At 67.3% G+C, this 21,331-nt stretch carries 24 protein-coding genes and 1 other RNA gene; 7 read left to right on the top strand and 18 right to left on the bottom strand.

Translation table 11 applies throughout. The features are described from left to right. Window positions 1-9: 9 nt before the first annotated feature. The 8 genes from ING98_06815 to rsmI all read right to left on the bottom strand — a co-directional run bounded on the left by ING98_06815 (window position 10) and on the right by rsmI (window position 7,846). A complete protein-coding gene (locus ING98_06815; GenBank protein ID MCA3101565.1) occupies window positions 10-1,506 on the bottom strand; it encodes a UDP-N-acetylmuramoyl-L-alanyl-D-glutamate--2,6-diaminopimelate ligase in 1,497 nt (498 codons plus the stop codon). Window positions 1,507-1,523: 17 nt separating this feature from the next. Beyond that, window positions 1,524-3,260 carry a penicillin-binding protein 2 gene (locus ING98_06810; GenBank protein ID MCA3101564.1) on the bottom strand — a complete coding sequence of 579 codons (1,737 nt, stop codon included), beginning with the start codon at window positions 3,258-3,260 and terminating at the stop codon, window positions 1,524-1,526. Then, window positions 3,257-3,565: a cell division protein FtsL gene (gene ftsL / locus ING98_06805; GenBank protein MCA3101563.1), complete on the bottom strand. Its 309-nt coding sequence runs from the start codon at window positions 3,563-3,565 to the stop codon at window positions 3,257-3,259. Before ftsL ends, ING98_06810 begins: the two co-directional genes overlap by 4 nt. 7 nt (window positions 3,566-3,572) lie before the next feature. Beyond that, window positions 3,573-4,532, bottom strand: a complete 960-nt coding sequence (gene rsmH / locus ING98_06800) for a 16S rRNA (cytosine(1402)-N(4))-methyltransferase RsmH (protein MCA3101562.1) — start codon at window positions 4,530-4,532, stop codon at window positions 3,573-3,575. Continuing rightward, window positions 4,529-4,975, bottom strand: a complete 447-nt coding sequence (gene mraZ / locus ING98_06795) for a division/cell wall cluster transcriptional repressor MraZ (protein ID MCA3101561.1) — start codon at window positions 4,973-4,975, stop codon at window positions 4,529-4,531. Before mraZ ends, rsmH begins: the two co-directional genes overlap by 4 nt. Window positions 4,976-5,339: 364 nt before the next feature. Continuing rightward, window positions 5,340-5,713, bottom strand: an RNA gene (gene rnpB, locus ING98_06790) — RNase P RNA component class A. Between the two features lie 93 nt (window positions 5,714-5,806). After that, entirely contained in the window at window positions 5,807-6,847 is a 1,041-nt protein-coding gene (gene pyrC / locus ING98_06785) for a dihydroorotase (GenBank protein MCA3101560.1), read from the bottom strand. Between the two features lie 117 nt (window positions 6,848-6,964). Then, the gene (gene rsmI, locus ING98_06780; GenBank protein ID MCA3101559.1) at window positions 6,965-7,846 is read right to left on the bottom strand and encodes a 16S rRNA (cytidine(1402)-2'-O)-methyltransferase; all 882 of its coding nucleotides are present in this window, start codon (window positions 7,844-7,846) and stop codon (window positions 6,965-6,967) included. Here rsmI and ING98_06775 point away from each other — a divergent pair. From ING98_06775 to ING98_06760, 4 genes are all read left to right on the top strand, one after another. Next, on the top strand, window positions 7,838-8,989 hold the full coding sequence (locus tag ING98_06775) for a penicillin-binding protein activator (GenBank protein ID MCA3101558.1): 1,152 nt from the start codon (window positions 7,838-7,840) through the stop codon (window positions 8,987-8,989). The two genes, rsmI and ING98_06775, sit on opposite strands and share 9 nt — an antisense overlap. A gap of 10 nt (window positions 8,990-8,999) precedes the next feature. Further along, entirely contained in the window at window positions 9,000-9,362 is a 363-nt protein-coding gene (locus ING98_06770; protein MCA3101557.1) for a YraN family protein, read from the top strand. 65 nt (window positions 9,363-9,427) lie between these two features. Next, window positions 9,428-10,033: a phosphoheptose isomerase gene (locus tag ING98_06765; protein MCA3101556.1), complete on the top strand. Its 606-nt coding sequence runs from the start codon at window positions 9,428-9,430 to the stop codon at window positions 10,031-10,033. Then, complete coding sequence (locus ING98_06760) at window positions 10,030-10,653, top strand: BON domain-containing protein (protein ID MCA3101555.1); 624 nt, start codon at window positions 10,030-10,032, stop codon at window positions 10,651-10,653. Before ING98_06765 ends, ING98_06760 begins: the two co-directional genes overlap by 4 nt. A 9-nt stretch (window positions 10,654-10,662) precedes the next feature. Here the strand turns inward: ING98_06760 and ING98_06755 are convergent, their stop codons facing one another. From ING98_06755 to ING98_06715, 9 genes are all read right to left on the bottom strand, one after another. Continuing rightward, window positions 10,663-11,094, bottom strand: coding sequence for a nuclear transport factor 2 family protein (locus ING98_06755; protein MCA3101554.1), 432 nt, complete (start codon window positions 11,092-11,094; stop codon window positions 10,663-10,665). 5 nt (window positions 11,095-11,099) lie between these two features. Further along, on the bottom strand, window positions 11,100-11,876 hold the full coding sequence (locus tag ING98_06750) for an SDR family NAD(P)-dependent oxidoreductase (protein MCA3101553.1): 777 nt from the start codon (window positions 11,874-11,876) through the stop codon (window positions 11,100-11,102). Window positions 11,877-11,943: 67 nt separating this feature from the next. Further along, window positions 11,944-12,390: a DUF3429 domain-containing protein gene (locus ING98_06745; protein MCA3101552.1), complete on the bottom strand. Its 447-nt coding sequence runs from the start codon at window positions 12,388-12,390 to the stop codon at window positions 11,944-11,946. Window positions 12,391-12,404: 14 nt separating this feature from the next. Continuing rightward, window positions 12,405-12,923, bottom strand: a complete 519-nt coding sequence (locus ING98_06740) for a DUF3833 domain-containing protein (GenBank protein MCA3101551.1) — start codon at window positions 12,921-12,923, stop codon at window positions 12,405-12,407. A gap of 75 nt (window positions 12,924-12,998) precedes the next feature. Next, on the bottom strand, window positions 12,999-14,201 hold the full coding sequence (locus ING98_06735; protein ID MCA3101550.1) for an MFS transporter: 1,203 nt from the start codon (window positions 14,199-14,201) through the stop codon (window positions 12,999-13,001). A gap of 95 nt (window positions 14,202-14,296) precedes the next feature. Further along, a complete protein-coding gene (locus ING98_06730; GenBank protein MCA3101549.1) occupies window positions 14,297-14,890 on the bottom strand; it encodes a chalcone isomerase family protein in 594 nt (197 codons plus the stop codon). Further along, window positions 14,887-16,161, bottom strand: coding sequence for a class I SAM-dependent methyltransferase (locus ING98_06725; GenBank protein MCA3101548.1), 1,275 nt, complete (start codon window positions 16,159-16,161; stop codon window positions 14,887-14,889). The genes ING98_06730 and ING98_06725 overlap by 4 nt, the downstream gene beginning before the upstream one ends. Before the next feature lie 58 nt (window positions 16,162-16,219). Beyond that, window positions 16,220-17,008, bottom strand: a complete 789-nt coding sequence (locus ING98_06720; protein MCA3101547.1) for a DUF1365 domain-containing protein — start codon at window positions 17,006-17,008, stop codon at window positions 16,220-16,222. Continuing rightward, on the bottom strand, window positions 17,005-18,309 hold the full coding sequence (locus tag ING98_06715; GenBank protein MCA3101546.1) for an FAD-dependent oxidoreductase: 1,305 nt from the start codon (window positions 18,307-18,309) through the stop codon (window positions 17,005-17,007). The genes ING98_06720 and ING98_06715 overlap by 4 nt, the downstream gene beginning before the upstream one ends. Before the next feature lie 282 nt (window positions 18,310-18,591). On the opposite strand from ING98_06715, the gene ING98_06710 reads away from it, so the two are divergent. The 3 genes from ING98_06710 to rfaE2 are packed head-to-tail and all read left to right on the top strand — an operon-like array spanning window position 18,592 to window position 20,904. Further along, on the top strand, window positions 18,592-19,521 hold the full coding sequence (locus ING98_06710) for a MerR family transcriptional regulator (GenBank protein MCA3101545.1): 930 nt from the start codon (window positions 18,592-18,594) through the stop codon (window positions 19,519-19,521). A gap of 7 nt (window positions 19,522-19,528) precedes the next feature. Then, the gene (locus ING98_06705; GenBank protein MCA3101544.1) at window positions 19,529-20,392 is read left to right on the top strand and encodes a ferritin-like domain-containing protein; all 864 of its coding nucleotides are present in this window, start codon (window positions 19,529-19,531) and stop codon (window positions 20,390-20,392) included. 5 nt (window positions 20,393-20,397) lie between these two features. Beyond that, window positions 20,398-20,904 (top strand): D-glycero-beta-D-manno-heptose 1-phosphate adenylyltransferase, encoded by a 507-nt coding sequence (rfaE2, locus tag ING98_06700; GenBank protein MCA3101543.1) that lies wholly within the window; start codon window positions 20,398-20,400, stop codon window positions 20,902-20,904. A 12-nt stretch (window positions 20,905-20,916) separates the two neighbouring features. Here the strand turns inward: rfaE2 and ING98_06695 are convergent, their stop codons facing one another. Beyond that, on the bottom strand, window positions 20,917-21,261 hold the full coding sequence (locus tag ING98_06695; protein ID MCA3101542.1) for a hypothetical protein: 345 nt from the start codon (window positions 21,259-21,261) through the stop codon (window positions 20,917-20,919). Window positions 21,262-21,331 lie beyond the last annotated feature (70 nt).

The following is a 21,331-nucleotide window of genomic DNA, read 5'->3' as shown; positions in this document are numbered from 1 at the left end:
GCCATCGGATCAGGCTCCCGTTCCGGCGCGTGCGCGCTGTGCGTCGGCTGCGACCGACCGGTCGTCGAATGGATACCGGACGCCCGCGATGTCCTGCCAGGCCTCGTGTCCCTTGCCGGCAACCAGCACGATGTCAGAGCTTCCGGCCTCGGCCACCGCGCTCGAGATCGCACGCGCACGGTCGGCTTCAACATGCAGCAGCGAGGACGTGTGCGCGGCGCGTGCGCCGACGATCACGGCCTCGATGATCCGCTCGGCGGGTTCGCTGCGGGGGTTGTCGCTGGTCACCCACACGCGATCGGCGAGCCGTGCTGCGATCGCCCCCATCAGCGGGCGCTTGCCGGGATCGCGGTCTCCGCCACAGCCGAAAACGCAGGTCAGGCGGCCGCCTGAGGGCAGTGCCGCGCGCAGCGTCTCGAGGGCCTTGGCCAGTGCGTCCGGCGTGTGGGCGTAGTCGACCACGACCAGGGGCACGCCTGCGATCTCGCCGGCAGCCACGCGCTCCATCCGCCCGGCGGGTGCATCGACCGCGGAGAGCAGCTCGCCGAGGCGCCTTGCGTCGACACCCGAGGACAGCAATGCGCCGGCGGCCGCGAGCAGGTTGGACGCATTGAACTCACCGAGCAGGCCGCTCTCGACGGGTACGCGCATCGAACCGACCACGATATCGAGGTGCAGCCCGCGCCGGTCGAGCCTCAGGTCGTGCCCGGCGAGCGCAGCGCCCGGATGGTGCAGTCCGAAACCCAGTACAGGCACGCCACGCGCCGCGGCGCGGGCGGCGAGGCCGCGCCCGAACGGATCGTCCAGGTTGATCACCGCGGTGCCGAGCGCAGGCCAGCCAAACAGCTTCTCCTTCGCGGCGCCGTAGGCTTCGAAGTCGGTGTGGTAGTCGAGATGGTCGCGGGTGAGGTTGGTGAACACCGCCACGTCGATCTTCACCGCATCGAGCCGGTGCTGGTCGAGCGCGATCGAGGATGCCTCGAGTGCGACTGCCCGGGCGCCCTCGCGCACGAAACGGGCGAGCGCGGCGTGCAGCGTCACGGCATCCGGCGTGGTATTCGCCAGGGACTGCATCGACGCATCGCCGGGATAACCGGCGCCGAGCGTGCCGACGATCGCGCACTTGCGTCCACTGGCTGCGAGCGCCTGGGCGATCCATCGGGTGACCGAGGTCTTGCCGTTGGTGCCGGTCACCGCGATCACCGACAGCGACCGCGAGGGATGACCGTACACATGGCTGGCCAGGGCACCGAGCCGGTGCTGCAGGCCGTCGATCGGCATGTTCGGTACCCGCCACGACGCATCCCAGCGGAAGCCGTCCGCAGCATCCCAGATCACCGCGGCCGCGCCCTGCCCGATCGCCTGCGCGATGAACGCACGGCCGTCCAGCGAGCGGCCCGGGCAGGCAACGAACACGTCGCCGGGCCGCACGCGGCGGCTGTCGAGCGCGAGCGAAGTCACCGGTACGCCCAGCGGCGCGAGCGAGGCCGGATCGAAGGCCGACATGGCGGGCGCATGGACCGTCACACCTCCTCCTTCAATTCGACGCCCGGCGGTGGCAGCACGATGTTGTTGACCGGTGCGTCGTGCGCGACGCCGAGCATGCGCAGCGTGCCGGCGGTGATCTGGCTGAATACCGGCGCGGCGACCGCGCCACCGTAGTACGCCCCGTTCGAGGGTTCATCGATCATCACGGCCACGATGACCCGCGGCGCCGAGGCCGGCGCGAAGCCGATGAACGATGCGACATAGCGCGATACGTAGACGCCGTTCTCGATCTTGCGCGCGGTGCCGGTCTTGCCGGCCACCCGGTAGCCGGCAACCTGCGCGCGCGGTGCGGTACCGCCCGGGCCGGTTGCGAGTTCGAGCATCTCGCGCACCCTGCGCGCGGTCTCGGCGGAAATCACGCGCGTGGCTGGCGGTGGGGTGTCGACGCGCACGATCGAGGTCGGCCGCATCTCGCCATCGGTCGCGAAGATCGAGTACGCACGTGCGATCTGCAGCAGCGTAACCGACAGGCCATGGCCATACGACATCGTCGCCTGCTCGATCGGGCGCCAGGTATTCGGCGCACGCAACCGGCCATGGCCTTCGCCCGGAAACCCGACCTTCGTCGGCAGTCCGAAGCCCGCGTCGCTGAACGATTGCCACAGCCTGGCCGACGGCAACTGCAGCGCGATCTTCGCCGATCCCACGTTCGACGACTTCTGCAGCACCTGCGTCACGGTAAGCGCGCCGAGGGGATTGACGTCTCGAATCGTATTCGGGCCGATCGTGAGCGAACCGGGGCTCGTCTGGATGATGCTCTCCGGGCTCACGATGCCAGCCTCGAGGCCGGCGGCGATGGTGAAAGCCTTCATCGTCGAACCAGGCTCGTACAGATCGATGATTGCGCGGTTGCGCGTCTGCTGGCCGGTCAGCTTGCCACGGTTGTTCGGATTGAATGCCGGCAGGTTGGCCAGCGCGAGCACTTCGCCGGTCTGCACGTCGATCACGACTGCACTGCCAGCCTTGGCCTTGTGCTGCGCGACTGCAGCCTTGAGTTCCCGGTAGGCGAGATACTGGATCTTCTGGTCGATCGACAGCGCAAGGTCGCGACCCTGCTGCGGCACGCGCAGGCTCTCTATGTCCTCGATGATCTGGCGGCGCTTGTCCTGGATCACGCGGCGGCTGCCCGGCTTGCCCGCGAGCCACTCCTGGTAGGCCAGCTCGATACCCTCCTGGCCATCGTCGTCGACGTTGTTGAAGCCGACCAGGTGCGCGGCCACCTCGCCAGCCGGATAGTAGCGGCGATACTCGCGCTCGAGCAGCACGCCAGGGATCTTCAGTTGCAGCACGCGCGCCGCCTGATCGGGCGGCAGCTGGCGCTTCAGGAACACGAAGTCGCTGGTGGACTCCGACAACCGCTTGCGGATGACGGCCACGTCGATATCCAGCAGCTTCGCCAGCGCCGATGCCTGCGCATCGGTCATCCGCACAATGCTGCGGCTCGCGCCCACCGACTCGACCGGGGTCGAGATGGCCAGGGGTTCGCCGAAGCGATCGGTGATCACGCCGCGGCTGGCAGGGATCTCGATCACGCGCGTGAAGCGCGCTTCACCGCGGGCCTGCAGGAAATCGTCGTGCACGCCCTGCAGGTAGAAAGCCCGGCCGAGCATCAACGCGAACGCAGCCATCACCCCCGCGAACAGGATCCGCGCGCGCCAGCGCGGCAGCTTCAGCGCGACCGTGGGTACCGACGATGCGCGGGCCAGGCTCATCGGGCCGTCCGCACCGGCGGCAGGGCCGCCGACTTGCCCGGCTCGCCGCGCGCGACCACCTGCACCTTCGCAGGCGACGGCATCTGCATCTTCAGCTGTGCCAGCGCGACCTTCTCGATGCGCGCATGCATCGCCCAGGTGCTCTGTTCGAGCTGAAGTTGCCGGAATTCGGTCTCGAGCCGGCGCTGTGTCACCTCCTCGCGGTCGAGCTCGGCGAACAGGCGCCGCGCCTCGTGCTGCGCCGCGACCGTGCCCAGCGCGGAAGCGAGCAGCAGCGCGAGCAGAATGAGGTTGACCCGGGTCATCGCGTGCTCAATGCGCCGTGCCGCGCGTCGGCAATACCGGAGGCAGGCGCTCGACCCAGCGCATCACCGCACTGCGCGCGCGAGGGTTGGCGGCGATCTCTGCCGGATCGGGCCGAACCGCCTTCGCCGGTCGCGCGACCAGCGGTGCCGGCATCTCGGATGCGCGCAGCGGCAGGCGCAGCGGCGGCTGCGACGGCTGAGCGGCGGCGCGCATCGCCTGCTTGACGATACGGTCCTCCAGCGAATGGAAGCTGATCACGACGAGGCGTCCGCCGGCATCGAGCATGTCGATGCATTTCGGCAGCGCTATCTCGAGACGCGCAAGCTCTTGATTGACGTGAATCCGTAGAGCTTGAAAGGTGCGTGTCGCCGGGTCCTTGTCAGGTTCCCGCGTGCGGACCGCAGACGCCACGAGTGCGGCAAGCTGACCTGTGCGAGTGATCGGCTGCTGCGCTCTTGCCGCAACAATCGCTCCTGCAATCGATTGAGCATACCGTTCTTCGCCATATTCCCTGATCACCCTGCGGATGTCGCGTTCGGTTGCGCGCGCAAGCCACGCGCTGGCCGTCTCACCCTTCGTCGTATCCATCCGCATGTCGAGCGGACCGTCATGCCTGAAGCTGAATCCCCGCGCGGCGGTGTCGAGCTGGGGCGAGGACACCCCGAGGTCGAGCAGGATGCCGTCGACGGCGGCGATGCCGCGCGCATGCAGACGCTTGTCGATCGAGTCGAAGCTCGCATGATCGATATGGAAGCGTTCATCGATGATCTGCCGCGCGCACTCGACCGCCTCCGGATCCTGGTCGAATGCGAACAGCCGACCAGCCGTGCCGAGGCGCCCGAGCAGCGCACGGCTGTGGCCGCCGCGTCCGAAGGTACCGTCCACGTAGGTTCCTGATTGCCTGACTGCCAGCGCCTCGACTGCGGCTTCCAGCAGCACCGGGGCGTGCCGCGAGCCATCGTTCACAGCGAAAAGCCCTCCAGCCCGGGCGGCATGCCGCCCCCGGGAAATCCGGAGACGCGCGCGCTCTGTTCGCTCCAGCGCCCGCTGTCCCACATCTCGAACTTGCGACCCTGACCGACCAGGGTCACCGCACGCGAGAGCGACGCGAACTCGCGCAGCGCCGGGCTGACCAGGATGCGGCCCTGCGCGTCCATCTCGACATCGTCGGCGTAACCGCCGATCAGCCGCTGCAGCCCGCGCACGCGGTCGTCGAAACTCGGCAGCTTCATCAGCTGGTCGTAGATCGGCTCCCATTCGGGCAGCGTGTACAGCAGCAGGCAACGGCTGGGGTCGGCGGTGACGACCAGGCGGCCGTCACCCTGCGCGAGCAGCGCATCGCGATACTTCGTCGGGATCGCCAGCCGGCCCTTGCCGTCCATGCTGAGCTGTGCGACACCTCGAAACACCCGGACCCCCTCGGCCCATCGGCCATGTCTCTATACAAAGGAAAGAGGGTGCTGCCGGATCTCCAGCCGATTCGAGCCTGGAATCTCCCCAATTCACCACTTCTTTCCACCCAGCCCCACGTTAACCCTAATTTTTCTGCCGGTCAACGGATCAATCGTGATTTATCGTGGATGAACAAGGACTTATCTGGCAAAGCAGACGAGCGGGAACATCATTCATTACTCGAATGAAATGAGACGCGTAACCGTCGAACTGAAGGTATTACTTTAAGTTCGAAGCGCCAGGGCTCGTTGCAGAGGCCCCTGGCGGACGCGAACGGGCGACCGGCGGGGGCCCCGCAGGGCCAGGGAACGAATGAGGGGTGCGTGAAGTCGGCCGATAAGCCGGGTTCTGTCGAGGACAGTCATTCATCTGGGCCGGCGGTTACCCGACGGCTCGAGCGACCTACCCGGGGGCAACGCGAGCAGCGCCAGTGCCCCCCTATTTGGTCTTGCTCCGGATGGGGTTTGCCGTGCCATTCGCGTTGCCGCGAACGCGGTGCGCTCTTACCGCACCGTTTCACCCTTGCCTGTGCCTTTCGGCCATCGGCGGTCTGTTCTCTGTGGCACTTTCCGTCGCCTTGGGCAATGACTCTCGCCACCGCTTGCTGCGCCCGGCCGTTAGCCGGCATCCCGCTCTGTGGAGCCCGGACTTTCCTCCGCACCGACGAGCGGCACGGCGACTGTCTGGCTGACTTCACGCCCGCGCAGTGTAGCCCAATGCAAGGCGACGGCCCGATGTTTCGGCGGCCGTGTTCCGTGCACGGCCCGCGCGGCCAGTTCGTGCGCGACTCAGGCCTCGGGCAGTTGCCGCCATTGCAAAGGCTCGCCCGCCCGCAGGGGTACCAGCGTATCCGCCCCGTATGGATACTCCAACGGCGCATCCCAGCTTTCCCGCACCAGCACCACCTTGCCGGTATTGCGCGGCAGCCGGTAGTAGTCGGGGCCATGGAAGCTCGCGAACGCCTCGAACCGGTCGAGCGCACCGGCCCGGTCGAAGGCTTCGGCATACAGTTCCAGTGCAGCATGCGCGTTGAAGCAGCCGGCGCAACCGCAGTCGGTCTCCTTGGTGTGCCGTGCGTGCGGCGCGCTGTCGGTGCCGAGGAAGAACTTCGGGTTACCCGACGCGGCCGCGTCCATCAGCGCCTGGCGGTGCACCTCGCGCTTGAGTACCGGCAGGCAGTAGTAGTGCGGCCGGATGCCACCGACGAAAATGGCGTTGCGGTTCATCAGCAGATGGTGAGGCGTGAGCGTCGCGGCAACCTCCGGGCCACAGGACTCGACGAAGGACACAGCGTCGCGCGTGGTGATGTGCTCCATCACCACGCGCAACCCCGGCATGTCGCGAACCAGCGGCGCCAGCACGCGGTCGATGAACGCGCGTTCTCGGTCGAACAGATCGACGCTCGTGTCGGTGACTTCGCCATGCACGAGCAGCGGCAGGCCGAGGCGCTGCATCGCCTCGAGCGCAGGCCGCGCGCGGTCGACATCGGTCACGCCGGAATCGGAGTTTGTCGTCGCGCCTGCCGGGTAGTACTTCACCCCTTTCACGACGCCGGAGGCCACGGCGGTGTCGATCTCCGCAGCCGTGGTGCGATCGGTCAGGTAGAGCGTCATCAGCGGCTCGAACCGACTGCCAGCCGGCAGCGCAGCCATGATGCGTTCGCGGTATGCAAGCGCCATGGCGGTGGTGGTCACCGGCGGGCGCAGGTTGGGCATCACGATCGCGCGGGCGAACTGGCGCACGGTGTGGGGAAGCACTGCAGGCAGGTACTCGCCGTCGCGAAGGTGCAGGTGCCAGTCGTCCGGACGGGTCAGCTCGATGCGGTCGATCCGCGCACTGGTAGTGGTTGCAGCGGGAGTCTTCGATTCGGTGAGGGTAACGGTGGCGTTCAAGGCAGCATCCCGGGTTATGGCAGTGCGTGACCGGACGAAACAACAGCCCTCAGCTTAGCGGCTCTTCAGCGCAAGCGCGAGCTTGTACGCATGGTCGCGCGGCACGCCGCAAAGGCGCGAAGCCACATGCGCCGCCCGGCTCGCAGGCAGTTCGGCGAGCAGTTCAGCCAACACGCGCTCGGTCTCGACATCGCCGGCAGCGGGCGCCGCCCCCGGTTCGTCGACCACGAGCACGAATTCGCCGCGGCGCCGGTCGGCATCCGCCTCGATCCAGCCGACCGCATCGGACAGCGGACAGACATGGACCGATTCGAACAGCTTGGTCAGCTCGCGTGCGATGACCACCGTGCGACTGCCTCCGAGCAGCGCGCACAGGTCGCCCAGCGACTCGACGACGCGATGCGGCGACTCATAGAAGACAAGCGCGGCTGGCACATGGCGTACCGCCTCGATCGCGCTGCGCCGCCGCTCGCCGGTAGCCGGCAGGAAACCGCAGAACAGGAAGGCGGACGGCTCCAGCCCGCTGACCGACAGCGCCGTGATCGCTGCATTGGGACCCGGCACGGCGCACACCGTCTGGCCGGCCAGACGCACGGCGCGCACCACGCCCGCGCCGGGATCGCTGATGGCCGGCGTCCCGGCATCGCTCACCAGCGCGACGCTCGCGCCCCCGCGAAGCAACTCGACGATCCGTTCGGCCTGGGCACGTTCATTGTGGGCATGGAGCGGCAGCATGCGCCCGCGCGGTGCCGCCGCGCCTGCCGAGAACAGCTTGCGCGTGACCCGAGTATCCTCAGCGGCTATCCAGTCGGCGGCTTCGAGTATCGACCGCGCCCGCGGCGATAGATCGCCCAGGTTTCCGATCGGGGTGGCCACCACATATAATCGGCCGGGCTCAGCGGCGGGTCGGCCGGGATCTTTTCCTTCATGCTGCATGTTGTAATCCTCGCATTGCGCCGCCAAGTCTGCGGCATCCGCATACTGGTGACCAGCGTGCTGTCGGCTGCCGCGCTGCTGGCGAGCACGGTATCGCCCCTGGCCGCCCAGCCCCAGCCGCCGTCTCCCGCCGGCCCGTCGACCGCCCCTACGGGCGCGCGGGTCGTGGCCATACTGCTGCCGCTCGACTCCCCCGTGTTCGGCACGGCGGCGACGCATGTACGCAACGGTATCCGGGCAGCGTGGGCGCACTCCGCAGCCAAGGGGCGCATCGACCTGCGCTTCATCCCGGTCGGCGACCAGCCGAACGATGTGATCGCCATCTACAACCAGGCGCTGGCCGCTGGCGCGCACGCGATCGTCGGACCGCTGATCCGCGACCAGGTCACCGCGCTGGCCAACGCGCTTGCTCTCGGTGCACAGGTGCCCACGCTGGCGCTCAACGTCGCCGACGGAGACGTGCGGCTGGCACGCAACCTCTTTCTGTTCGGCCTGTCGACCGAAGCCGATGCACGCCAGGTCGCGCGGTTAGCGCTGCGAGACGGCCGTCGACGTGCCCTGATCCTGACCCAGCCCAACCAGTTCTCCCGCCGTTTGCAGCAGGCCTTCATAGAGTCGTTTTCCGAGGGGGGCGGCGCGATCGCGGGCCAGCACGCGGCAGTCACCGACCTGGCGTCGATGAACCGGATGCGCGCAGCCGCGGCCAGCCAGGGCGCAGACATGATCTTCATTGCGGCCGACCTGCCGACAGCGCGCATGGCGCGCCCGTTCCTCGACACGCAACTGCCGACCTATGCAACGTCGCAGCTGTGGTCGGGCCCGATCGACCCGAACGCCAACATCGACCTGAACGGCACCCGCCTGCTCGACATGCCGTGGCTGCTGGAACCGGACCATCCCGCGGTGATGGTGTTCCCGCGCAGCCAGCCCGTACTCGCGCCGGAGAACGAGCGCCTCTATGCGTTCGGCATCGATGCCTATCGGCTCGCCGAACTGGCGCTCGAGCGCGGCATCCAGCCCGGCCTCTCGCTCGACGGGGTCACGGGGCGAATCACCCTCGAGCGAAGCAACTGGCTGGTGCGCGAGCCGATCCCGGCGCGGGTCTGGCAGGGGCAGCTCGTGACGGGCACCGAACGCCGGTAACGCCCGGGCCATGGCGCGTACCACCCGTCAGGCGGATGGCCACGAAGGCGAAGACCAGGCCGCCGCGCACCTTGCCGGGGCCGGCCTGCGCGTGCTGTCGCGCAACTGGCGATGCCGTGCGGGTGAACTGGACATCGTCGCGCGCGATGCGGACGGCACACTGGTGTTCGTCGAGGTGCGACGACGGGCATCGGCGGCCTTCGGCGGCGCGGCAGCCAGCATCACCCCGGCCAAGCAGCTGCGGCTCGCCCGCGCCGCAGAGCTCTACCGACAGGTGATGCGCTGCACACAACAGCCCTGCCGCTTCGATGTCGTGCTGATCGAGTCGGGGCGACTCGAATGGATCCGCGACGCGTTCCAGCCCGGCGTCTGACCAATGACGCACCGGAAGGCCGGCATCACCGCACCTGCCCGCGCGTTGCGTCGTAGAATGACCGAATGGAACCCAAGGAACTGCTCGAACGTATCGCTGCGCGATTCGAGGAAAGCGCCCGCCTGAAGCGGGAAGTCGCTCCGATGCTCGCAGAGCCCATCCTCGCCGCAGGTCGCGCGATGGCCGCGACACTGGCGGCCGGCGGACGCGTACTGGCCTGCGGCAACGGCGGATCTGCGGCCGATGCCCAGCATTTCGCGGCGGAGCTGCTCAACCGCTTCGAGTGCGAACGCCCGCCGCTGGCCGCCATCGCGCTGACCACGGACAGCTCGACGCTGACCTCCATCGCGAACGACTACGACTACCGGCAGGTGTTCTCCAAGCAGGTGCGGGCGCTGGGACGCGGCGGCGACGTGTTGCTGGCAATCTCGACCTCGGGCAATTCGCCCAACGTGCTCGCCGCGATCGAGGCCGCACGCGCGGCCGGGATGCGCGTGGTCGCACTGACAGGCCGAGACGGCGGCAGCATCGGGCGCAGCCTGGCCGATGGCGACATCGAGCTGCGCGTACCGCACCCGAGCACCGCACACGTGCAGGAAATCCACATCCTCGCGCTGCACTGCGTCTGCGATGCGATCGATCAGATCATGTTTCCCGAGGAGGCACAATGAACCGACGCCTGGCTGCACTTACCATTGCGCTCACCGGCCTTGCTGCCGGCGGCTGCGTACCGCTGATGGTCGGGGGCGTCGCGACCGGCATACTCGTCGCCGACGACCGGCGCAGCAGCGGCACCGTCGTCGACGACCAGAACATCGAACTGCGCCTGGCCAATGAGATCAGCACGCAGTTCGGCAAGGTCTCCAACGCCAACGTGACATCCTACAACCGCGTCGTTCTGATCACTGGCGAAGCCACCACCGAGCAGGTCCGTGCCGGCATCGACAAGGTCGTGCGGGCGCAGGCGGGCGTACGCCACGTCCAGAACGAGCTGCAGATCGCGGGACCCAGCTCGCTCACCGCGCGCAGCAACGACTCGTTCATCACCGGCCGGGTGAAGGCGCGCATCGTCGACAACCAGGCCAGGGGCAAGGATCCGCGGGTGCAGGCCAACCACGTGAAGGTGGTGACCGAAGCCGGCGTCGTGTATCTGATGGGGCTGCTCACCGCCGCAGAAGCCGACCAGGCCGCCGAGATCGCGCGCACCACCAGCGGCGTGGCCCGCGTGGTGCGCGTGTTCGAACTGATCAAGCGAGCGCCGGTGGAACCGGCAGCGGCACCGCCGAAGTGACCGGCGCGCTCAGCCGGCGCCGAGCCGCTTCCTGAGGAGGCGCAGCACGCTGCCCAGCAGCGGTATCGATTCGTACAGCTCTCCGGCTGCGTCCCAGTAGTCGCGGTGGTACGTCACGCGCCCGTCGGCATCGAATCGCAGCTGTGACGCGCCGTGGATGCGACGCAGTGGCTTGCCCGGGCTGGCCCGGTACTCGAGGTCCCAGGTCAGCCAGGCGGTAGCGCCGTCGATCGCGCGCTCCAGGATCACGAAGCGCGGTGAATCGACCTGCCGGAACATGTGCACGAAGATGCGCTCGATCGCCTCGGGGCCGCGGACCTCGTTGAACGGGTCGCGGAACCAGGCATCGGCCGCATAGACCTCGCGCAGTTCGCCGGTACGCGCGGGTGTGAGCCCGGTGTAGAGCGACTCCAGGCGTGCCAGGGCCGCGCGCGTGTCCATGCTGGTCACAACCCGGTGAAGCGCCGCACCAGCCGGAAGTACAGTCCGTAGGGCAGCAGGCGGAACAGGCGCAGCCAGCGCGTGAACCGCTTCGGGAAGTGGATCTCGAAGCGGCCGCTGGCAAGGCCATCGACGATATGCGTCGCGGCTTCGTCGGCACTGATCAGCGCCGGCATCGGGAACTCGTTGCGGTCGGTCAGCGGCGTCCTGACGAAGCCTGGATTCACGATCCACACGCCGATGCCACGTGGCGACAGGTCGAGGTACAGCGTCTCCGCCAGGTTGATCAGCGCGGCCTTCGTGGCGCCGTACACCAGACTGGTCGGCAACCCGCGGTAGCCGGCGACCGACGAGCAGATCGCGATGCCGCCGCTGCCCTGGCGCAGCATCTGCGGCAGCACGACCGCCAGCGAATCGAGGACCGACAGCAGGTTGGTATCGACCAGCCGATGCGCGACCGCGGAGTCCAGTGTCCAGGCGCGCACCGGCTCGTGGGTCCCCTGCAGGAAAATCGCCATATCGATGCCACCCCACGCATCCGTCATCTCGCGCAGCGCCGCCTCGAGCTGATCGACGCGCGTTGCATCGAGCGGCAGCGCCAGTACGTTCGACGGCCGGGTGGACGCGGCGAGTTCATGCAGCGCGGCGCCGTTGCGCGCCGACACAGCAACCTTCGCGCCGCGGGCGATCAACACCTTCGCGAGCGCGTGACCGATGCCGCTGCTCGCGCCGATCAGCCAGACTCGCCTGCCTTTCCAGTCCCTGATCGGGGCATTCAACATGACGGCCTGCGGGGGGCGGATGCGTGGATCGGAAGGGACGGGTACATGCGCGGAGGGAGGCCTGGGCTCAGCTGGCGATCGCTGCCGCGAGCGACGCGAGGAGCAGCGACAGCAGCACGCCCAATGTCAGCATCGAGCGCAACGCAAGGTACCACGCGGGCAGGCCTAGCGCGCGAGCGGCGCGGTAGTCCACGGCCAGTTGCACGATGAAGCCGGTCCCGAGCAGCGCGAGCGAGGCGATGAACGACGGGAACAAGGCGAGCCATCCCCACAGGGCGGGAACCACCGACCAGCCGAAGCAGGCCGCGCTGGCCGGATGCCGCGGCACCATCAGTGCAATGCCCCAGTGGATGGCCCCGACGAAGGTCAGGATCACCGCGCCGTAGGCGACCAGCGCCTGCTGCGCGAGCGGATGCCACGCGGCGTCGGTCGCCAACGGCAACAACGCGCACGCCAGGAACGGCAGCAGGCCGGCCAACCCTGGCCACAGCGCCGCTGGCGGAACGTCGCGCAAGCCGCCTCCAGGCGTCATTTACGGCTGAAGCTCAGCGTGACCTGGCCGAGCCGGATACCCCACTTGCTCATCACCGCGGTGTTGAGCATCACCTTGTCGTCGATCAGGTACATCCAGTCGTCGAAGCGGACATGCCAGGTGCGACCGGACACCGGCAGCGCGAGCGTATAGGCCCAGTAGAGCGCGTTACCCGCCGCCCGGCCCTCGGCTGTGCCGACCACGTCATCGGCGGTGCCGGTATACGTCCCTGCGCCCGTCCGGGTGATCGTCCAGACCCGACGCTGCTTCTCGCCATCCGACCATTCGAAGCGTTCGTCGAGCGTGCCGACATTACCCTCCCACTTAGCATCGATGGTCACGACGAAGCGCCGCTCGACCTTGCCCGACCGACTCTGGAACATGCCGTGTCCGATCAGCGTGCCGTTGAAATATGTCTGCAGGTCGAGCACCGGCTTCTCGGCGGAGTAGGCCTGCGGTTCGACCGACGCACATCCGGCGAACGTGGCAGATGCCACCAGCGCGGCGAACAGCATGCGAAGCCGGCGCAGCGCGCGGTCGCACACGGATTCGGGAAGGAATACAGTGATCATCGGTACCTCCGGGGACGGTCAGAAACGGGCGTTGCGCCAGGCGGACCAGAGCAGCGCGGCCGCGACCAGCTTCAATGCACAGGGAACGATCGCATAGGTGAACGCCAGCGCGGACAGCGCTATGGCATCCTGCGAACCGGCGACGTAGCCCAACCCCTCCAGCAGCGGCAGGGCGATGCCGCCGGCAACCGCAAGGGTCAGCTTGTTCACGAAATTCCACAGACCGAAGTAGGCGCCTTCGCGCTGGCTGCCATGGCCGTTGGCATCGATGACCCGGGCCAGGAGCGCCGGTGGCAGCGCGAGATCGGCACCGAACGCGAAGCCCGACAGGACGCAGATCGCCGCAAAGCCCCACACCGCGCCCGCGTCCAGCCAGTAAGCCCAGACGAAGGCGGCCACCGCAGCCACCATGCCGGCCAGCCAGACCACGTGCAGGCTGAATCGGGTGGCCAGTTTCATCCACAACGGCATGCTGACCGCGCCGGCGATGAAGTAGAGCGCCAGGAAGGCAGGAACGTAACCGGCCAGCCCGAGTCGGTCGGCGACGAAGAACTGGAACACGGTCGCGGTGATCGACGGCGCGATGGCGTTCAGTGCGAATACCAGCAACAGCCAGCGGAAGCGTCCGCTCGCCAGTGGCACGACGAAGGCAGAGAACGGGTTGGACCGCGGGCCCGCAGCGGGCACGCCGGCCGGCGATGGCCGCGGCGCGCAACGCGCGAGCAGGTATACGGTAGCCCCCAGCGCGGCCAGGAACACCGCCACCATCGCAGCCATGCCGATCACCTGCGGCAGCACCGCGCCAGCCAGTACGCCAACGAGCCCCGCGCCTTCCCGCGCACCGGTGATTCGCGCACGACCTGCATCGTCATTGGCAAGTTCGGAGCCCCAGGCCTGGTAGGCGACGATCGCCAGCGAGTAGCCGATGTACGCGGTAGCCAGCGTGGCGGCAAGCCAGCCTGCACTTGCCACCTCGCCCATGCCCGCAGGCGGCACCAGCAGCAAAGCGAATCCGATGGCCAGAACCGGCGCACCGATCAGCACGGGCGGCAGGTAGGACGCGCGCTGCTTCTGCACATCGACCCATGCCCCGAGCAGCGGATCGACGACGGCGTCGATCAACCGGGTGAGGAAGAACACAACCCCGATCACCGAGAGCGAAAGCCCCGTACGCGCGTTGTAGAACGCCGGCAAAAGGATATTGATCGGCAGCGCGGTCATCAGCAGCGGCACGCTGAACAGACTGTATGCGGCCAGTTGCGATGAAGCGAGCCGACCCGGACCGCCCTGCCGGGGAGGGGCTGGCGACGGCACGGTCAGGACTTGCCGAGCAGGCGGTTGCGCAGCTGCGGCTCGCGCGTCCTGGGGTCCAGCCAGATGGCGAAGAATGCGCGTGCGAAGACCGGATCGTCGATGGTGCCCAGCGAGCGATCCTGGTTGAAGAAGGCGGCACCCCCACCCTTTAGGTTGAGGCCGACCAGCCGATCGCCGCGGCCGACGTCGGGGAACGTGCGCACCATCGCCGGCAACCAGCGGGCATGTCGCGTTTCGTCGGTGAATCCGACGCGCTTCATCTCGGTGATGCTGCTCTCGGCCAGCGCCTTGCCCGTGATGTCGCGGGCATAGACGATGTCCAGCGCGAAGGTATCGGCGCTGTCCCAGCTCGCATCGCGCACCCACAGTGCCGCATCGTATACGTGCAGGCCGAACCAGCGCATGGTGCCGGCCCCGATCCGGCGCAGCTCACCTGACTGCGCGACGACCAGCGGCGGCAGCAGGGACAGCGCATGGTTGACGGTAGCCGCCGCGCCGGCCGGCCCGGCCCGCAGCGCCACGACCGGTGCCAGCAGCGAAAGCGCACCACCCAGGCCCAGCAGCCTGCGCCGGCCGGCAGTTTGGATGCGATTCATCGGGAGCCTCCCTGGAAAAGACGCGACAGTTCGAAATGGAGCACGTCGGTGCGGCCGGAATCGAAGCCCGCAGCGCAATAGCACAGGTAGAACCGCCACATGCGGATGAATCGGTCATCGAAGCCGAGCGCGCGCACCCGAGGTTCGGCTTCGGTGAATGCCTTCAGCCAGCGACGCAGGGTCTCCGCATAGTCGCGCCCGAACGCCTCGCTCGCGTGGAGCTGCAGGCCCGCACGCCCGGCCTCCCGGGCGAACGCGGTCTCGGAAGCAAGCATGCCGCCCGGGAACACGTACTGCTGGATGAAGTCGGTGCCCCTGCGGTAGCGACCGAAAACCTCGTCGTGGATCGTGATGCCCTGGATCACGGCACGGCCTCCCGGCTTCAGCACGTCGTGGATGGCACGGAAGTAGGCCGGCCAGAAGCGCTCGCCGACCGCTTCGTACATCTCGATCGACACCACATGGTCGTACTGACCGTCGATGTCGCGGTAGTCGGTGTACGACAGTTCGACCAGTCCGGACAGGCCGGCGGCGTCGATACGCTGCCGCGCGAATTCGAGCTGCGCCGGCGACAGCGTGATGCCTCGCACCCTGCAGCCGCGGCGTGCAGCCGCTTCGGCAAAGCCACCCCAGCCGCAGCCGATCTCGAGGATGTGCTCCCCCGGCCGGGCACCGAGCCGGTCGAGGATACGTTCGTACTTGGCCTGCTGCGCACGGTCGAGCGGCTGCGCCGGGTTGCCCCCGAACCATGCCGACGAGTAGCTCATCGTCGGGTCCAGCCACAGCCGGTAGAAATCATTACCCAGATCGTAATGGGCGACGATGTTGCGCCGGCTGCCGGAGCGGGTGTTCGCGCGCGACCAGTGGCGCAGCCGGTACCAGAGCACGGCTACCCAGTTGCCGTAGAAGGCGCGCTCGATGCGCTGCTGGTTGAGCAGCGCGATAGTCAGCAGGTCCGCCGGACGATCGATATCGCAGTCGCCCGACATGTAGGCCTCGGCCAGCCCGATATCGGCCTTGCGCAGGATATCTTCGGCCGCCGCCCAGGAGCGCAGGGTCAGCGTGGCGTGGGGACCAGCCTCGCCGCCGCACGACAGCCACTCGCCATCCGGCGTCACCAGGTCGATGCGCCCGATGCGGATCTGGTCGAGCACTCGCATGAACAACTGGCCGGCCGGGGGCATCGCGGCGCGGATCCGGCGCACCGACTCCCGGTCGGTGACCGGCTGCGCATCCGTGTCGCGCGACTGCTCGACGGTAACTTCAGTCATCAATGAACCTTTCAGAGGGATAGGAACGCAGCTTCGACGGGCCGGTACACCGGCGCATCTAGCGCGTCGTCGTTTCGACCGGTGGGACCGGCTTACGATGGAACACGGCTCCCTTGAGCCAAAGCCTGAATGCCTGCAGGTGGATGCGCGCGATCACCCCCGCCATCAGCCAGGGCAGTCGCAGGAAGGCGCGCAGCAGCGCCGCGTCGGATGGCGACCCGGCCGCGCCCGACAGCGAGGTGGTCAGTTGCGGCACGCCCGCGCATTGATAGTCGATCCTGAACAGGCAGCGCCCTTCGTCTTCATGGAAACGGAAGCCGTACTCGCCGTCGACCGGGAAGAACGGTGACACATGGAACACCTTGCGTGCATGCAACCGCATGCCGGTGCCGATCACGGCACCGTCGGGACGGGCCACCAGATAGTTGTGATGCTCGCCGAACGTGTTGCTGACTTCGCACATCACGGCCCTCAGCCCGCCCTCACGGTCATGGCACATCCAGAAACTCACCGGATTGAATGCATGACCGAGCACCCGGGGGAGTGTATAGAGAACCACTTCGCCATCGGCAGCCTGCAGGCCGTTGTCCCGCAGCAGCAGCCGTATCCAGGGGCCGAGCGGAGAACCGTCGCGGGGGCCGTAATCCCGCCGCATCAGGCTGAACAGGTTGAAGCGATCGATCCCGAACAGCCGCGGGTGGTCGTGAAGGCGACCCGATTCGATCCATGCCAGTGGCAGCCGAAGGAAGAACGCTGGATAACGAAACGAGTGTCCGACGGGAGACAGACGCCGATGCAGCACTTCACCGGCGCAGATCGCCGGTGTCAGTCCGCAGCCGACAGTCATGCCGTCCACGGCGCTTGCACGCCGAGCCCGGCGGCTACCGCCAGCGCCGACTTGAGACCGTCTTCATGGAAGCCGTAACCGGTCCATGCACCGCAATACCAGGTGCGGTTGACCCCCTGCATCGCAGGCAACCGCTGCTGTGCGGCCAACGCAGGCGCGTCGAGCATCGGATGCGCGTACTCGATGCGCCGGATCACGTGCGCCGGGGCAACCGTGCGGTACGGATTCAGCGTCACCATCACCGGGGTGGCCGTGGGCAGTGGTTGCAGGCGGTTGATCAGGTAGGTCACGCTGACCGATGCACCGGCACCGGGCAGGCCGCCCTGGCCGCCCTGGCCGCCCTGGCCGCCAGTACCGGTACCAGCGTAGTTCCATGCCGCCCACGCCACCTGCGAGCGCGGCAGGAACGAGGCATCGGTATGCAGCCACGCCACATTGGGCTGATAGCGCACCGCGCCGAGCAGTTCCGACTCCGCCCCGGAGGGATCAGCCAGCGCGGCCAGCGCCTGATCGCTGTGGCAGGCGAACACGACCTGATCGAAACGCTCGACCTGGCCGCCGCCCGTCACCTCGACGCTGTCCGGGAGCCTGCGCACGCGCGTGACCGGAGTCGATAGCCGTACGTCAGGCAGGTCAGCACAAAGCCGGCGCACGTACTCCCGACCGCCGCCCGTTACCGTCATCCAGCGCGGCCGCCGGGTGACCTGCAACAGGCCGTGATTGACGAAGAAACGGATGAAACTTGCCACCGGGAAAGCCCGCATCGACTCGACCGGACACGACCAGATCGCCGCAGCCATCGGCAGCAGGTACCAGTCACGAAAAGCCTCGCCGTAGCGGCCGCGCTCGAGGTAGGTTCCGAGGTCCATCGGACGCGCCGGGTCGGGATCGAAGAAGCCGGGAGCCTCGCGGTTGAAGCGCGCGATGTCGGCCAGCATGCCCCAGAAACGTGGCCGCACCAGGTTTCGCTTCTGGGCGAAGAGCGATGCGATCGATGTTCCGGCCCATTCGAGCCGGGGCTCTTCCATGCAGACACTGAACGACATGTCGCTGGTGACCGAGGACACGCCGATCAGGTCGAAGAGCGCGATGAGGTTGGGATAGGTGCGTTCGTTGAACACGAGAAAACCGGTATCCACCGGAAAGCGCTGCCCATCGACTTCGACGTCGATCGTGTTGGTATGGCCGCCCGGCCGCTCGCCGCCCTCGAACAGGGTTACCTTGTACCGATCGCGAAGAAGCCAGGCCGTGGCCAATCCGGATATGCCGGAACCCACCACTGCTATCGTTGTCTGCTGCACCCGCCGTCATCCTTCTGGTTTGGTGCCGGGATCTTCAGGCCCTGCGTCAGCCTGGCCTGCGACGCACGATGTTAATCGAGCGTCGCATCCTGACAATCCCGTTTGCGAGGGCTTGCCGTGTGCTGAATGATCTGTCCCGCCGGGTTACTGGACAGCTACGGCGGGGGGCGTCGACCATTCCCAGTCCTGGAAACGCCTGCTCGCACAGATCACTTGTCCTAGTCAGTATCGCCCGCTTGATGTAGTCTCAGCAAATCCCCTCGCTTGTGTCTAACCTGTACCATGGACAAGAAAACTTCGGTGATTGAGGAACCGGGCGCTGAACGTGCACCGGTGAACATCAGTTCGGTGGAGCGCGATACCGGCCTGTCGAAAGACGCGCTGCGCGTCTGGGAGCGCCGGTACGGATTTCCGCAACCCTACCGCGATGCCCATGGTGAGCGCATCTACCCGTCCGACCAGGTCGACAAGCTGCGCCTGCTCAAACGGCTGCTCGACCAGGGCCACCGGCCGAGCAAGATCATCTCGAAGTCGCTCGACGAGCTGAATGCACTCTGCAACGAAGCGGAAAGCCCGGCGCACAGCCCCGACGTCGAGGCACTGCTCAACCTGGTGCGCTCGCACAAGTCGCTGGAACTGCGTCAGACACTGACCCAGAACCTGTTGCGCGACGGCCTGCGTCCGTTCGTGCTCGACATCGTGGTGCCCCTGAACCGCGCGATAGGCAACGCGTGGGTACGCGGCGAAATCGCCGTTTTCGAGGAGCACCTTTACACAGAGCAGATGCAGGGACTGCTCCGCAATGCGATTGCCAGCATCCAGTTGCGCGGCCATTCGCCACGCGTGCTGCTCACTACGCTGCCCGGCGAACTGCACGGCATGGGACTGCTGATGGCCGAAGCATTGCTCACGCTGGAGGGCGTGTACTGTGTTCCGCTCGGCATCGAGACGCCGGCGGCCGACATCGTCGCGGCGGCGCTGGCGCACGACGTCGATATCGTTACCATTTCGTTCAGTTCCGCATTCCCGGCACGGCTTGCGACCGGTAGTATCCGTGAATTGCGCGAAATGCTTCCGGCACGGATAGCCCTCTGGGTCGGCGGCGACGCCATGCTGCGCGCCCGCACGCCCGGGGAAGGCGTCGAAGTGCTCCGCGGGCTCGAACAGATCATCACCGCCCTGGGCGAATGGCGGGCCCGCCTGTCAGACTGAAACCCTGATGCTCTATCCTAAGATCTTCCGTCAGCTGGAAAAAGTCCGCTGGAACATGGCAGACGATATCCCGTGGGATACGTTCGACGCCGCATTGCTCACCGACGAGCAGGCGAAGACGATCAAGATGAACGCGATCACCGAGTGGTCCGCGCTCCCGGCCACCGAGATGTTCCTGCGCGACAACCGCCACGACAGCGATTTCTCCGCCTTCATGTCAGTCTGGTTCTATGAAGAGCAGAAGCATTCGCTGGTGCTCATGGAATACCTGCGGCGCTTCCGGCCCGACCTGCTCCCGACCGAAGAAGAACTGCACGCGGTACGGTTCGATTTCGACCCGGCCCCGTATCTCGAGACGCTCACGCTCCATTTCTGTGGCGAACTCCGGCTGACGCAGTGGTACCAGTGTGCGGCCGAGTGGCATACCGAGCCGGTGATCCAGCACATCTACCGGCTGGTGTCGCACGACGAGGCCCGGCATGGCGGCGCGTATCTCCGCTACATGCAGCAGGCCATCGAGCGGCTCGGCGACGAGGCCAGACGGGCGTTCGCCAAGGTGGGTGTGCTGATGGCCTCGGCCGGCCGCACTGGGCAGGCACTGCACCCGACCAACCTGCATGTGAGCAAGGCCCTGTTCCCGAACGATACGGTACAGAGTCGCCTGCCCGATCCAGCCTGGCTCGAATACTGGCTCGACCAGCAGATCCGCTTCGACCGCGACTGGGAAGGAAAGGTGGTCGGCTCGATCCTCAAGAAGCTCTCGACCCTGCTCGGCCAGAACTTCGACACGGTGCAGTCGCTCAATCGCTATCGGAAGATCCTGAATGCTGGCGCCGTGGCGCCGGCTGCAGGCGCCACGGCGTCGGCCTGAGCCCGATGGCGGCTGATCCATCGTCGCCGCCGGCGGCACCCGGCTTCGAGCGCAAGGTCTGTACGCCCGACCAAGTGCAGCAGCGGGCAGCGCAGCTGGCCGCACCGGTCGTGTTTACCAATGGCTGCTTCGACCTGCTTCACCGGGGCCATGTAACCTATCTGGCGCAGGCCCGTGCGCTCGGCGCTTCATTGGTGGTCGCCCTGAACAGCGACGCATCGGTACGCCGTCTCGGCAAGGGCGATGATCGGCCCGTGAATACCCTGGCAGACCGGATGGCCGTGATGGCCGCCCTGGAATTCGTGGACCTGGTCACATGGTTCGACGCCGACACGCCGCTGGAGCTGATCGAAGCAATCGCACCGGAAGTGCTGGTGAAGGGCGGCGACTGGCCGGTCGATCGCATCGTCGGCGCCGCCGGCGTCATTGCACGAGGCGGTCAGGTCGTGTCGATCCCGTTCATCCACCAGCGCTCGACCACCGCACTGCTCGAGCGCATCCGAGCCCTGTAGCGTTCCGACCGGTCAGAAGACCCGGTAGTGCAGGCCGAAACCGGAGCGGCTGCAGAGCAGCGGGTCGAAGCAGCGGGGCCCGTACCAGCCCGGGCCGTAGATCGCCGGATGGCGCGGAACGACCCGGTACTGTTCGCGCGCCAGCGGCGCGGGCTGTATGTTCACCGGTGGCCCGACCTCTTTCGAGGGCGGCAGAGTGCCCTCGGGCAACCGCTCGGTGCGGCCCAGTTCGGCGGTCGTCGCACACCCGGCCGCCAACGCGGCGAGGCACGCAACGAGGGACGCACGCCCCATGCGCACGGCATTGGCCACCGGAACATCGGAACGTGAATGACGCAGCATCGGAACGGCAGGCATGACGAACGATCTCCTGGGAACCATCAACGCGGCCACCGGCATCCGGGTTTACCGCATCGCTCAGCCATGC

The organism is Rhodocyclaceae bacterium (genome assembly GCA_020248265.1).
Lineage (GTDB): Bacteria > Pseudomonadota > Gammaproteobacteria > Burkholderiales > CAIKXV01 > CAIKXV01.
Note: the sequence above shows the minus strand (reverse complement) of the source record. Positions and strands in the feature narration are given on the sequence as shown.